This window comes from Polyangium sp. y55x31 (genome assembly GCF_029946505.1).
In the GTDB taxonomy this organism is placed as follows: domain Bacteria; phylum Myxococcota_A; class Polyangia; order Polyangiales; family Polyangiaceae; genus Polyangium.
On the sequence record NZ_JARZHG010000053.1, the window covers coordinates 15694 to 28563 of the forward strand.

Below are 12870 nucleotides of genomic sequence, written 5' to 3' on the forward strand. Positions count from 1 at the left end.
CATGCCCCTCGCTGCGCGCATCGACGACGAGCTGACGTGCGAGGTCCACGGCGCGGGCATCATCACGGAAGGGTGCCCGACGGTGATCATCGGCTTTCAGCCGGCCGCGCGGGTCGAGGACGAGATCCTTTGCCAGGAGGTGCCGAGCGAGATCGCCAAGGGTTGCGAGACGGTGTTCATCGGCGGAATGCCGGCCGCGCGCGTCGACGATGTGGCCGTGGACGGCGCGGTGATCAGCACGGGATTTGCCACGGTGAACATCGGCACGACGCCGCAGATCCAGGTGCTGCTCCTGGCCGCGGCGCTGGGTTTGCCCTTCTGCGAGGAATGCGAGCCGAGCTCGCTCGCCGGGCCGAGCGGGGAGCCATGAAGGCCGTTCTTTACATCGTCACGGGGCGATCGTCGGGGGAGCGGGTGCGGCTCCCGGTGGGCCGGCCATTTTGCGTGGGGCGCGGCGGGCGGGCGGATCTGATCCTGGCGCACGACGAGAAAATGGCCCTGGCGCATTTCGATCTCGAATGGGACGGCGCCACGTGCCGCCTGCGCGACCGGAGCCGGCAAGGGACGGAGCTCGACGGCAAGCACGTGGACGAGGCCGAGCTGAAGAACGGCGCGTGGATCGGCGCGGGCGGGACGCGGTTTCTGTTCCGCATCCGCAGCGAGGATCTCCGGTCGGAGCTACCACCGGCGCCGCCCGGGACGCCGCCTTCGCCGGAGATGCTTTCGGCGCGCCGGGAGGCGCTCGTGGTGCTGTCGCAGGAGAAGCATCTCTTCGCCATTCTGGATGCGGCCCGGGATCGGCGCGTCCGCGCCTTGCTCGCCGCATGCGACGAGGAATTTCGTTCGCTCTACGAAGGCCAGAAAGGCGAGGCCCTCGCCGAGGTGGCGCCGTACCTCGTGCAACTCCAGCCGGGCTCGCCGCTGCTCTCCGTGCTCGTGGAGGACGCGTGGGGCGAGAGCTGGGGCGTGTATCTGACGAGCGAGCGACCCTTCAAGGAGGTCCGCCAAAGGCTGCGCCGGTCGCTCATGGTGCGGGACGAGGAGACGGGCAAGCGGATGTATTTCCGTTTTTATGACCCGCGCGTCCTGCGACTGTTCTGGCCGGCATGTACGCCGCGACAGCGGAGCGAGATCCTGGGGACGGAGATCGAATCGTTCTTCGTCGAGGGCGCCACGAACGAGCTTCTGCGGCTGGGACAGGAGGGATAGGGCGATGCTGACGTTGCGCCGGGGGCAGCGAAAGGCCTTCGAACCGCTGGTGGAGGACGCGCTCGTCGAGCGCATTTTCGTCTTCCTCCGCCAGCGTCCCGAACCCGAGATTCATCGCCTCGACGACGCGCACCTCCGCGCGGCCATCCGCGCGGGCGTGGCGCAGGGGCGATCGTTCAGGCTCACGTGGCAATCGTCGCTCGGCGCGTTCGTGGGGCTCTCGATCGTCGTGGGGCCGAGGTTTCACGAGCACCCGGCCGTGCGCGCCATTCTGACGGACGAGACGATCCCGCCGGACGAGCGAATCGCCGCGCTCCGCGACAGGCTCACCGAAGAGGAATGGCGCGAGGCCTCGGGCCCGGAGGTGACGGCGCGATGATGCACCCCGATCCCCGGACCACCACGACCACCACGTCGACGACCTCGACGGCGGCGACGAGCATGATCAACGCTGCCTCTGACGCGCTCCCCCCGACGCCGCTCAGCACGAGCGTCCCATGTGCCGCGGGCAAGGTCGCCAAGCCGTCGTCGAGCGCACCCGCGAGAAAGAAGGCCACCCCCAAGGAGATCTGGCTGCGCGCGGACAACGTCGAGAAGATGGTGCGCGCGGCCGTCAGCTTCGAGCAAGACATCTGGACTGGGGCGGTCATCGCGGAACTTTATAAAGACCTGGAGAGTGTAAAGAAGGCGAGCGAGAGCGACACGAACGTCCAGTCGGTGTGGAACACGTTCTACAAAAAGTGGGAGAGCGCGCTCCTCCCGCTCAAGGAATTCGTCGACAGGAAACGGAAGGATCTCGAGGGCCAGAACGAGGCGGAGGAACGGGCCCGGCTAAACAAGCAGAAGATGGCGGAGGGCCTCGAGTCGAAGAAGAACGAGATCGCGGCCAAGAAGAAGGAACAGGAGGCGCTCGCTCAGAAGCACAAGCAAGAAATGGCCGCGCTCGCGAAGGCTCACAGAAACCATTTCAACGATCCCAAGGCGCTGGAAGCCATCGTCAGCGAAAACCCCACGCTCTGCACGGCGGTCGTGGAAGGCACGGACACGATGGCGTTCGGGATCAGCTCCGTGGGAAACCACCACCTTCAGGCCTTCTTTCGGGACAAGGAAGGGATTATCCGCTGCACGAAAGCGGCGGAGGTTCATGCCAAGGTGCTCGAACCGCTGCGCGCGACGCTCGCTGGCATCCAGAAGGTCGAGGACTGGGAAGTCTACGTCTGCGCAGAGGTCGACGCGGCAGTTCAGCTCTTGCTGCGCGGAGTGCCCCTACGGCGAATCAAGACCTACGCCACGGACTTCGATCTCAAATACAAGCCGCCCTGCGCACACTGCTACCAGTGGGTGACGGAGATCTGAGCCGGCAATCCCGAGATGCGCGTCAAGCCTGCGGCAGCCGCACGACCCGCCCGAGCGCCACGGCCCGCAGCGCGATCGGGAGCTTCTCCTCGGGGTCGACCGCGAAATGCACCTCGCCGAGGACCCGCGCCGGGAATTGCCCGAAGAGCGGCAGATCGTCCGCGATGGCGGCCGGCAAATAGACCACCAGCGGGTGCCGCTCGCCGGGCGCCCGCAGGAGCGCGCGCAGGTGGTTTCCGCCGAGGACCCGGCGCCGCTGGTAATGCCGGCCCTCGCAGAGCGCGCGCGCGACGAGCACGTCGAGGTCGTCCCCGCCGAGCCCGTGCGCGCTCAACGCATATGCCTCGCGGATGTTCCGGGTGAAGCGCTCCGCGAGGCCCGGCGCATTCTGATAACCCGGCGAGCCGATGAACCCTTCGGCTTCCTGGACGGCTGCGGAGAGCGCCTCCTTTCCCGCCGCGAACGGCCTCGCCGTCGCCGCCGTCGTCTTCAAGGCCTCGATGGGATCAAACGGCAGCGAGAGCTCGCCCTCGCAGACCTCGAGGGGCGGAATCGCATGGGCCTTTTTCGCCGCCCGCATCGCCGCGTCGAGCAGCCCCTCGAAGCTCACGGCCGCAGCACGGCCGAGGATCACGTGCGCCTCTGCGCGGTCCTCCATCTCGGCCGGGTCCTTGAAGAGGGCCGGATCGTCGAACTCCGGATCGATCGGCTCCTCCTCGCGCGCGTCGAGGATCTCCTGCCAAGCGCGCTTGCGCACGACGCGCGGCATGGTCTTGCGATCGAGCCACACGAGCAGCAGCGCATCGCTCGGCGACATGCCCCCGTTCGCCGACGGCGCGACCGCGAAGCCCGGCGCCTCGACGGCAGGCGTCGCGCTCCCGGCCGCGACCGCGACCGGCAGCCCGCCCTCGACCACGGCCTCGCCGATGGTCTTTCGAGCAGCAACGATCGGCTCCGGCGCCCGCGCATGCACCACCGTCCCCGGCGCCTCCGGCGGAGGCACCTGCGGCACCCCGCTCGCCCACGGGCTCGCCGCCGGCGCGGGCTCGGGCGCGGGCGTCGCGAAGATCAGCGCAGGTGGCTTCGGCCCTTGTGGGACCGGGCTCTGCGGCGTCGTCGCCGCGAAGGGCAGCGCCGCCGCGGGGGAAGGCAGCTCCCCCGGATCGATGGCCACCGTCCCCTCCGAAGGTGGCCGATCGAGCGGAGAACGCGGCGGCGCCGGCGCGAAGGTGACGACCGCGTCCGGCGAGGTCGCCTTGAAGGGCAACGTGGCCGGCCCTTCCTCGTCGCGGACGAACGCCGTCGTCTTGCCCATCTCCTCGCGTGGCAAAGGCTCCTTCTCCGCGTGCTCCAGGCTGACGGTCACGCGTCCCTCTTCCTGCGCGCTTCGCAGCGGGATTTGCGCCCGCCACGTCACCACGATGGCCGCGCGCTCCGTATCGATCACCAGCGTATCGGCGCGCATCGGGATCACGCGCGGTCCGCCTTCGCGCCCCGACAGCACGGCCTTCGGCCGCAGGCCGGGCAGGCTCGTCACGAGGTGCGCGTGCTTCGGGTGCAGGTTGTCGAGCACGATGCGCTCGTTGTCACGCAAGGCGTCGACCTGCTGATCGGGCGGCGCGACCTGGTAGTACGCGATCTCGATGTCCTCCGGCGCGGGCGCGCGCGCGAGATCGGTGGGGCTCCAACGACCTGCGTGACGACCGAGCTTCTGCTGCCGCGAGGGCCAGCGCGCCGCGATCGGACCAAAGCCTACCGGCGTGAGCAGATCCCCCGGGCTGTTCACCACCTTGTCGAGCGGCTGCAAGTTGGGCACGGCGATGCGGCCTTGCCTGTCGCGCGCATCGGGCCGCATGCCCGCGGGGTTCCACGTCTCGGGCCCGCCGCCGGCGCGCTCGTAACGGAGCGACATCCGCGTGAAGCGCGGCCCTTCTTGCAGCGCGCCGTCGAGCGTGAAGGCGCGGTCGCAGAACACCTCGATCGATTTGTCGATGTCGCCGACGATCATCCGCGCCACGAGCGAGCGCACGGGGCGCGCCTCGGGCGCGAAGGCCATACCCACGAGCACGACGTCGGCGCGTGGCTTGAGCGGGACGATGTCGCTCGCGGCGCGCAGGCTGCGTGTTTCGTCGTCGTCCCAGTGCTCGTCCTGCTCGACGATCGGATCCTGCTCGGGCGCGAGCTGCGCCTCGGTGGGCACGAGCAGGAACGTCGCCTTGCAGATCACCGTGAGCGCCCACGTACCGGGGCGCGATTGCCAGAGGAGCGAGGCGACGGGCAGCGGACCTTGAGCGACGACGTCCATGGCCCGCCGACGGTATCACCACGCGCGCAAGGCGAGCACCGCAGCGATCACGACGAGAATCACGACCGCGACCACCACGACGACGGCGAGTCCGCGCGACGCTGGCTTCGGCGTGTCGACGAGGGGGACCGGAGCCATCGGCGGAGGCCTCGGGATCACCACCGTGGCGCCATTGCGCGCATTCAGTTCCTCCACGGGAGCCGCGGGAGCCGCAGGCGCGGGCGCGGGCGCGGGCGGCGCGGCGGGCACTTCGGGTGGGGGCGCCTTGACCGGGCGCTTCAGCGTCGTCGCATTGTCCGACAGCGAGACCTCGCCAAACGCTTGCCGCACGGCCTGCTCGAGCGCCGCGCCTTTCTGGGTCCCGTCGATAATCGAGGGCGGACGCTGCGGCGGCGCGACACCTTGCAGGCGATGAATACGCTCCACCGAAATGCGCCCCTCCTCGGAGGCGAACGGGAGCAAGAGCCGCGCAAGCTCGGCGATCGATTGCGGCCGATCGCTCGGCTTCTTTTCGAGGCATTGCAGCACGACGGCCTCGAGCCCGGCGGGAATCTCGGGCCTCTGCCAGCGCGGCGGGGCGGGCGGATCGCCGCCGATCATCAGGAACAGCGCGTGCGTCGCCTCGGCCTCGAAGGGCCGCTTGCCGGTGAGGATCTGATACAGGATGACGCCGAGCGCCCAGATGTCGGTGCGCGCGTCGAGCCCTTTGAGGCCGCGGATCTGCTCGGGCGACATGTAAAACGGCGAGCCGATGATCACGTTCGCCGCGGTGAGGCTCGTGTAGAGCGCGTCGGCCCGCGTCGCCTTGGCGAGGCCAAAATCGAGCACCTTCACGAGCGGCGATCCATCGGGCCGCGTGGTGACGAAGATGTTCGCGGGCTTGAGGTCGCGATGAATGATGCCGAGCGCGTGCGCCTCGGCGATGGCCTCCGACGCTTGCAGCACCGCGTCGATCGCCTGCGCGATGGGCAAGGGCCCGCGCTGCCGCACGATCTCTTGCAGATCGGCGCCGGTGAGCAGCTCCATCACCATGTACGGCAGACCGGACTCGAGCGTGCCGAGGTCCATCACGCGCGCGACGTGCTCGCTCTGGATCGACACGGCGGCGCGGGCCTCGCGGAGAAATCGCTCCACGGCATCGCCCTGCTTGGCCGCTTCGGGCAGGAGGATCTTGATGGCGACGCGCTGAGGCAGCGTCGTGTGCTGGGCCTCGACCACGAGCCCCATGCCGCCTTTCCCGATCACGCGCTCGACGCGGTACTTGCCCGCGACGACGTCCCCCATCTCGGGCGCCTTCGGCTCGGCCGAGACGCCGGTGGGGCTCTTGTTGACGCTCTCGGTGCTCATGCGGGCGGAAAAACTCGCGTTTGCGACGCTAACACACCCGCCTTCGGCGACACACCCGCGGCGCGGCGCGCGCCGACGATAGGCGAGACCCGCCATGCTACGTTTCCCCCATGACGCAGCCGCTCGCGTTCACCGTGGACCCCGAGGACCCGCGTGCCCCTCCCGAGGAGGTCTGGAAGTCCTTGTCGGACGAGGATCGGCGGCGCGTCGTGGACATGCTCCCGTCCGAGGTCCCCGTGGACATCATGGCGCCCGAGGGCGACCCGCACCGCGAGGCCAAGGAGCGCACGCTCGACGCGCTCGGCCGCTTCTTCCGCCGCACCGGGCGCAGGGTCTACCTCTCGTCGGAGCTCGCGACGTACTACCCCGACCGCCCGCGCATCGTGCCCGATGTCCTGGCCGTCCTCGACGTCGACCCGCATCCGCGGACCAAGTGGGTCGTCGCCACGGAAGGCAAGGGGCTCGACTTCGTGCTCGAAGTGCACGTCGAGGGTGACAAACGCAAAGATCACGAGCGCAACGTCGCGCTCTACGCCGAGTTCGGGATCCCGGAGTACTTCATCTTCGACCGCGGCCGGCAGATCCTGCGCGGCCATCGGCTCACGTCCCCAGGGGCGCGCGTCTACCAGCCCATCGTGCCGCAAGGGGGGCGATATGCTTCCGCGCTGCTGGGCCTCGACTTGATGCTCGTGGAAGGCCGCCTGCGATTCGTCGTCGGAGGCACGCCGCTCCTGGAATCGGAGGAGATCATCGGCCAGCTCGAATCGATGGTCGACGGCCTCGTGCATCGACGCGAAGAGGACGAACGCGCGCTGGAAGAGGCGAAGCGTCAGATCAAGGAGGAACGCAAGCGGGCCAAGGAGGAACGAAGGCGGGCCAACGAAGAACGCAGGCGGGCCGACGAAGAGCGCACGCGGGCCGACGAAGAGCGCACGCGGGCCGACGAGGAGCGCACGCGGGCCGACGAGGCCGAGCAGCGAGCGGCTGCGCTGCAGGCGGAACTCGATCGGCTCCGCGGCGGCAAGTCATGACGGCGCCCGCGAGGTCCCCTGACCACGCCCGCGATGTCCGCGACCTCCTCTGACGCCGCGCGCAACCTCCCACGATCCCGCGTCCCCCTCTGCGTGCTCCCCGCGCGACGTTCGTCTACCTGCTAGCCTTGAAGCTCGTTCACCCCGAGGGGCTCGCCATGTCGCTGCCGCGTTTGCTTCCTCTTCTTGCACTTCTCCTCGCTGCCGAGGGATGCGCCTCGCAGACGAACACGCAGCCCCCCGGCGCGCCGCCGACCCCCAAGACCGTCACCAGCGCCAATCCCGGCGGCGACGCCGACGACCCCGAAAGCGCGGCCCTCGCTCGCCTCACCGCCGAGCCCTGGGGCTTTCGCCGCGACTTCTGGAACACCCTCCACGTCCCCCTCGCCGACTGGAAAAACTGGCGCAGGGTCCGCATCTTCGGCCACCCCACCCGCGCCTCGTATCGTTATGGCGACGATCACTACGCCGTCGCCTCCATCTGGTACACGACCATCGAAGGCCCGAACGAGCCCGAGGCCTGCCTCGCCAAGTTCATCGACATGGCCACGCCCATCGCCGACGCGAACGGCGTGCGCATCGGCGAGCGCCAGCGCGTCCGCATGACCCAGAGCGTCGGCGCCGAGATCCGCCCCATGATCGTCGACCTCGTCGAAGGCAGGCTCGACAGCTTGCTCGGCCGCGACGATTACGTCGGCGCCATCGCCGCCTACCAATCGTTCCCGGGCACGTGCCTCGTCCAGGGGTTTGCCGTCGTCGCCACCGAGCACCGCGACGCCGCCAAGAAGGTCCGCGATCGATGGGTCGCCGAGGGCGCGAGCAAGCTCGTCTGGGAGCGCCACGTCAAGCAGGCGCCCGAGCCCCTCACGCGTTAGGCCGTCTGCTCACGCGAATTGCGCGACGACGCGCGCCGCCACGTACGTGAGCAGCGCGGCCACCCAGAGCGCGGCTCCTTTTCGGAAGCCTTGCCGATATCCCCAGATCGGCGCGAGCGGCGGCACGAAGAGCGCGAGCGTCCCGCGCAGGCGTGACGAGCCGCGGAGAATCAGCTTCGCCGCGAGCCACACGTGCGTGGTCACGAACGAGGCGAACCCCAGGATCAGGAGGGCGACGACGGCAACGTCCTTGCCGGACACGCGCCCGAGCGTAGCGCGGGCGGAGGCGCCTCGCCTCGACTTCGCAGACCTTTCGCGCCCTTTCCCACGAACCCGGCCCGATCACCACGATCGATCCACGCTCGCGGCTCTGTCCCCGCTCCATTTTCACGCTAAGCTCTGCGCGTGCCGAGAAGCCCCATCCCCGTCCGCGACACAGCACCACCCGCCTCTCCACGATCTTCGTTCCTCGACCGCCTCCCTGGATCTCGCGTCGTGCCCGTGGGCCTCGCCCTCGGCGTGATCACGAGCGCCCTCGTGGGCGTGGGCGTCGCCGAGGCCGTCACGGACCCGCCGGATACATTGCCCCTCTCCGAGGTCAAACCCGGCATGAAGGGCTACGGCCTCACCGTGTTCTCCGGAACGAACCCCGAGCGCTTCGACGTCGAGGTCATCTCCACCCTCAAGAATTTCCGGCCCAACCAGGATCTCATCCTGATCAAGACGCCGAACCACCCGCGCCTCGATGTCGCCCGCACCGTCGGCGGCATGAGCGGGAGCCCCATCTATCTCAACGGCAAGATGATCGGCGCCTACGCCTATGGCTGGCTCTTCGGCGTCGAGCCCATCGCCGGCGTCACGCCCATCAAATCGATGCTCGAAGAGCTCGCGCGCCCCATGCCGAAGGCCATCATGCCCATTCCCGGCAAAGGCCCCCTGCCCGCCGCCGATGACGACGGCAGGGTCAAGCGCGACAAACACGCGCGCGCTTTCCACGGCACGCCCGAGGGATACGATCTGCAAGGACACGCGACGCAGCTCGCGTCACGCGCGTCGAGCTTGCTCGCGCCGCCCGAGGGCAGCGCGCTCGCCCGCGCCTCGACGCCCATCATGCTCGGCGGGCTTTCGGGGACGTCGCTCAAGATCGCGCAGAACCTGCTCGGGCCGATGGGCATGGAGCCGCTCCAGGCCGGCGGCGGGTCGTCGACGAAGCCTTCGCCCGACGCGCCCACGAAGTTCGTCGACGGCGGCGCGATCGGCGTCGAGATGATCCGCGGCGACATCTCCGCGATGGGCCTCGGCACGGTCACGCGCGTGAGCGGCGACAAGCTCGTCGCCTTCGGTCACCCCATGCTCGGCGGCGGCATCGAGGCCCTGCCCACGGCCGTCGCGCGCGTGCACTGGATCATGGCGAGCCAGAACCGGAGCTTCAAAATTGGCGAGGCCGTGCGCTCCGTCGGCGCGCTCGTGAACGATCGCCAGGCCGCCATTGTCGTCGACTCGTCCGTGAAGGCGCCCGTCTTCCCGATGAAGGTCACGATCACCGCGCCCGGCGGCGTGCCGCATCCGACGTGGAACATGGAGGTCGCGCAGGATCAGTTCCTCTCGCCCACGTTCGTCGCGATGGCGATCGGCAATGCGTTCGAGACCTCGGCCTCCGAGCGCAACGACCTCACCTACCGCGCCACGAGCAAGCTGAAGATCGGCCGCTGGGGGACGATCACGCTCACGGACTTCGGCGCCGGCAACGGCAATCCCCCGGGCGCCGAGGACTTCGTGCGCGGCCGCCTCGTGCGCGCGATCGGCTCGCTCTTGAACAACCCCTGGGAGCCGGTGTCGATCGAAGGCGTCGAGACCGAGGTCAAGGTCTCCTACGAGCGCGAGGTCGTGACCTTGCGCGGCGCGAAGATCCTCGAGCCCGAGATCGACGCGGGCGCGAAGGTGCACATCCAGCTCGAATTGCAGCGCTTCCAGGGCAAGATCGAGACGAAGGTCATCGAGGTCGACGTGCCCACGGAGCTCGCGGGCCGCGAGGTCGAGATCGAGCTCGCCCCCGGCTACGAGGTGGAGCGCCCGCTGCCCTCGCCCGAGAACGTGGCGCAGCTCGTGGCGAACCTGCCGAACCAGACCTTCGATCCGGAGAGCGTCGTGGCCTCGTTCCGGCTGCGCGAGAACGGCGCGTCCTACAAGGGCAAGATCGCCTCGCGCTTGCCCGCCGGCGCGCTCGACACGCTCCGATCGAGCGTCGACTCCGACACGCCCGAGACGTTCGTCGCGCAGGTGCAGTCTGCCGTGCCGCTCAAGCAATTCATGGTCGGTCGCGACACCGTGCGCGTGAAAGTCCGCAACGTCTTGCGCTGATCTCTCAAACGAAGATTCCTCCTCCCCGCCCCGAAGAAAGCCCCACGCATGACATCCCTCTCGTCCGGAAAGATCGCGCGCCTCGGCATCGGCGCGCTCGTCCTCGCTGCCGCCGTCGTCCCCGCGAAGACGGCCTCCGCCGTCGGCACCCGCACCTTCCAGCTCGATACGATCGACGAGCTCAAGGGCGGCGATCTGACCGGCGTCAGCGTCGACTCGAACGGCAACGTGCGCGCAGGCCTCACGCTCGGCTCGCTCCCCGTGCAGGACGCGAGCAGCGTGTGGAGCTCGGTCGTGCTGCCCGACGGCTCGGTGCTGCTCGGCACCGGCAGCGACGGCAAGATCTTCAAGGTCTCGGGCGGCAAGGCCACGCTCGTCGCGACGACGGGCGCGATGGCCGTGAGCTCGATGGTCGTCGCCTGGAACGGCGACGTCATCGCGGGGACGTTCCCCGACGGCAAGCTCTATCGTTTGCCCGCGGGCGGCGGCAACGGCGGCCCCGCGGCGGCGTTCGGCGATCTGCCGGGCGCGGAGGACGTCTGGGCGCTCGCGTTCGACGCGAAGTCGAAATCGCTCTACGCGGCGACGGGCCCCGAGGGGAAGATCTTCCGCGTCGATCAGGCGGGCAAGTCGCAGGTGCATTTCGACAGCGAAGAGGCGCACATCGTCTCGCTCGCGGTCGCCGAGGACGGCACGCTCTACGCGGGCTCGAACGGCAAAGGCCTGCTCTACAAGATCACGGGCCCGGGCCGCGCGACGGTCGCGTACGACTTCGACGCCGACGAGGTGAAGGCGATCGCGTTCGGCAAGAACGGCGCGATGTTCGTGGTGGCGAACAAGATGGGCGAGAGCTTCGCGCCGCCGAAGCGCAACAAGTCGGGCCCGGCCGGCCCGCAGTCGACGCGGCCCTCGAAGCCCGGCAAGGGCATGCTCTACCGCTTCGGCAAGGACGGCATCGCCGAGCAGCTCCTCACGGACAACGAGACGCACTACGTCTCGCTCGCGATCGACGACACGGGCGCGCCGTACGTGGGCACGGGCGCCGAGGGACGTCTCTACACGGTCGACGACGCGCACGTCGCGAGCCTCGTCGCCGACACGGACGAGCGGCAGATCGGCGCCGTCGTGGTGAGCGGCAAGCAGCGCTTCCTCGCGACGACGGACCCCGTGGTGTTCCGCGAGATCAAGGGCACGGGCGGCGCCGACGCGGTGTGGACGAGCAAGGTGCTCGACGCGGGCCTGCGCGCGACGTTCGGCCGTCTCGCGTGGCGCTCGGAGGGTCAGCTCGAGCTCTCCACGCGCAGCGGCAACACCGAGACGCCCGACGCGACGTGGAGCGCGTGGTCGGCGGGCCTCGGCGCGCCCGGCGACGTGCAGAGCCCGGCGGGCCGCTACGTGCAGATCCGCGCGCGATGGAGCCGCGACCCGAAGGCGGTGCTGCGCGAGGTCACGCTCTACTTCGTCACCGACAACGCGCGCGCGGTGATCACCTCGATCGACGCGACGGCGCGGAACAGCGGCAGCAAGAGCGGCAAGATGGGCATCGTCTCCTCGGGCGGCGAGTCGCCGCGTCCGTCGAGCTCGATCAAGCTCTCGTGGCGCGTCGACAACCCCGATCAGGACGACCTGCGTTACCGCGTCTCCTACCGCCTCGAAGGCCAGAACACCTGGCGCAGCGTGCAGAAGCCGGGCGAGAAGCTCACGCGGCCCGAGCTCGACTGGGACACGACGGGCCTGCCCGAGGGGCCGTACCGCATCCTCGTCGAGGCGACGGACGAGCTTTCGAACCCGCCCGACCGCGTGCAGAAGCACTCGCTCGAGTCGGCCACGGTCCTCGTCGACAACACGCCGCCCGTCTACAAGTCGCTCGCGCTCCAGGGCCGCAAGCTCAAGGGCGAGGTCGTCGACGGCCTCGGCCCGATCGCGCGCATCGAGGTCTCGATCGCCGGCTCCGACGAGTGGCGCCCGCTCTTCCCGAGCGACGGCGTGCTCGACGAGCCCTCCGAGGCCTTCGACGTCGATGTCGCCTCGATCGTCCCGCCCGGGGCGCACATCGTGGCCGTCCGCGTCTACGACAGCGCCGGCAACGTGGTCACGCGCGACGTCGAAGCGAAGTAATCCGACGACTTCCTGACGCCCTCCCCTCTCCTTGCCACGGGAGCGGGGAGGGGGCGCGCGCGATGTGCCTCGACCTCGCGCCACGACACGGACGTCATGCCCAGGCGCCCGAGGCTCCCCACCTCGAAAGGACCCGCCGAGCCGTTCGTGCCGCATCTCGCGGTGGAGGTGGATCCCGACGCGTCGCTCCCTTGCGCGAGCGACCCGCGGCACGGGACGTGAATGAGGCGTGGTGATAAACTCGGGCATTCCTTCCCGCGCTCGCACC

The 12870-nt window shown here is 69.4% G+C and carries 11 protein-coding genes; 8 read left to right on the forward strand and 3 right to left on the reverse strand.

Annotation, left to right across the window (positions count from 1 at the left end; all coding sequences use genetic code 11):
* Position 1 precedes the first annotated feature (1 nt).
* The 4 genes from QHF84_RS45975 to QHF84_RS45990 are packed head-to-tail and all read left to right on the forward strand — an operon-like array spanning position 2 to position 2565.
* Positions 2-370, forward strand: a complete 369-nt coding sequence (locus tag QHF84_RS45975; RefSeq protein ID WP_136928789.1) for a PAAR domain-containing protein — start codon at positions 2-4, stop codon at positions 368-370.
* On the forward strand, positions 367-1209 hold the full coding sequence (locus tag QHF84_RS45980) for a DUF4123 domain-containing protein (protein WP_281319981.1): 843 nt from the start codon (positions 367-369) through the stop codon (positions 1207-1209). Before QHF84_RS45975 ends, QHF84_RS45980 begins: the two co-directional genes overlap by 4 nt.
* A gap of 4 nt (positions 1210-1213) precedes the next feature.
* Complete coding sequence (locus tag QHF84_RS45985) at positions 1214-1588, forward strand: hypothetical protein (protein WP_281319982.1); 375 nt, start codon at positions 1214-1216, stop codon at positions 1586-1588.
* Positions 1585-2565, forward strand: a complete 981-nt coding sequence (locus QHF84_RS45990; protein WP_281319983.1) for a hypothetical protein — start codon at positions 1585-1587, stop codon at positions 2563-2565. Before QHF84_RS45985 ends, QHF84_RS45990 begins: the two co-directional genes overlap by 4 nt.
* 22 nt (positions 2566-2587) lie before the next feature.
* Here the strand turns inward: QHF84_RS45990 and QHF84_RS45995 are convergent, their stop codons facing one another.
* On the reverse strand, positions 2588-4870 hold the full coding sequence (locus QHF84_RS45995; RefSeq protein ID WP_281319984.1) for a DUF2169 domain-containing protein: 2283 nt from the start codon (positions 4868-4870) through the stop codon (positions 2588-2590).
* 15 nt (positions 4871-4885) lie between these two features.
* Positions 4886-6217, reverse strand: a complete 1332-nt coding sequence (locus tag QHF84_RS46000; protein WP_281319985.1) for a serine/threonine-protein kinase — start codon at positions 6215-6217, stop codon at positions 4886-4888.
* Between the two features lie 110 nt (positions 6218-6327).
* Here QHF84_RS46000 and QHF84_RS46005 point away from each other — a divergent pair, with 110 nt between their 5' ends.
* Complete coding sequence (locus QHF84_RS46005) at positions 6328-7248, forward strand: Uma2 family endonuclease (protein WP_281319986.1); 921 nt, start codon at positions 6328-6330, stop codon at positions 7246-7248.
* Positions 7249-7376: 128 nt separating this feature from the next.
* Entirely contained in the window at positions 7377-8123 is a 747-nt protein-coding gene (locus tag QHF84_RS46010) for a hypothetical protein (RefSeq protein WP_281319987.1), read from the forward strand.
* Between the two features lie 9 nt (positions 8124-8132).
* Here QHF84_RS46010 and QHF84_RS46015 read toward each other — a convergent pair whose 3' ends face one another.
* Positions 8133-8384, reverse strand: coding sequence for a hypothetical protein (locus QHF84_RS46015; protein ID WP_281319988.1), 252 nt, complete (start codon positions 8382-8384; stop codon positions 8133-8135).
* 234 nt (positions 8385-8618) lie between these two features.
* Between QHF84_RS46015 and QHF84_RS46020 the strand changes: the two genes are divergently transcribed.
* On the forward strand, positions 8619-10484 hold the full coding sequence (locus QHF84_RS46020; RefSeq protein WP_281319989.1) for a SpoIVB peptidase S55 domain-containing protein: 1866 nt from the start codon (positions 8619-8621) through the stop codon (positions 10482-10484).
* A gap of 48 nt (positions 10485-10532) precedes the next feature.
* Positions 10533-12602, forward strand: coding sequence for a hypothetical protein (locus QHF84_RS46025; RefSeq protein WP_281319990.1), 2070 nt, complete (start codon positions 10533-10535; stop codon positions 12600-12602).
* The last annotated feature ends 268 nt before the right edge of the window (positions 12603-12870 follow it).

Bases quoted from the DNA above. Each gene is read 5' to 3' on its own strand.
- QHF84_RS45975 (WP_136928789.1), top strand. From the start codon at position 2: ATGCCCCTCGCTGCGCGCATCGACGACGAGCTGACGTGCGAGGTCCAC.
- QHF84_RS45995 (WP_281319984.1), bottom strand. From the start codon at position 4,870: ATGGACGTCGTCGCTCAAGGTCCGCTGCCCGTCGCCTCGCTCCTCTGG.
- QHF84_RS46025 (WP_281319990.1), top strand. From the start codon at position 10,533: ATGACATCCCTCTCGTCCGGAAAGATCGCGCGCCTCGGCATCGGCGCG.
- QHF84_RS45980 (WP_281319981.1), top strand. From the start codon at position 367: ATGAAGGCCGTTCTTTACATCGTCACGGGGCGATCGTCGGGGGAGCGG.
- QHF84_RS45990 (WP_281319983.1), top strand. From the start codon at position 1,585: ATGATGCACCCCGATCCCCGGACCACCACGACCACCACGTCGACGACC.
- QHF84_RS46005 (WP_281319986.1), top strand. From the start codon at position 6,328: ATGACGCAGCCGCTCGCGTTCACCGTGGACCCCGAGGACCCGCGTGCC.
- QHF84_RS45985 (WP_281319982.1), top strand. From the start codon at position 1,214: ATGCTGACGTTGCGCCGGGGGCAGCGAAAGGCCTTCGAACCGCTGGTG.
- QHF84_RS46000 (WP_281319985.1), bottom strand. From the start codon at position 6,217: ATGAGCACCGAGAGCGTCAACAAGAGCCCCACCGGCGTCTCGGCCGAG.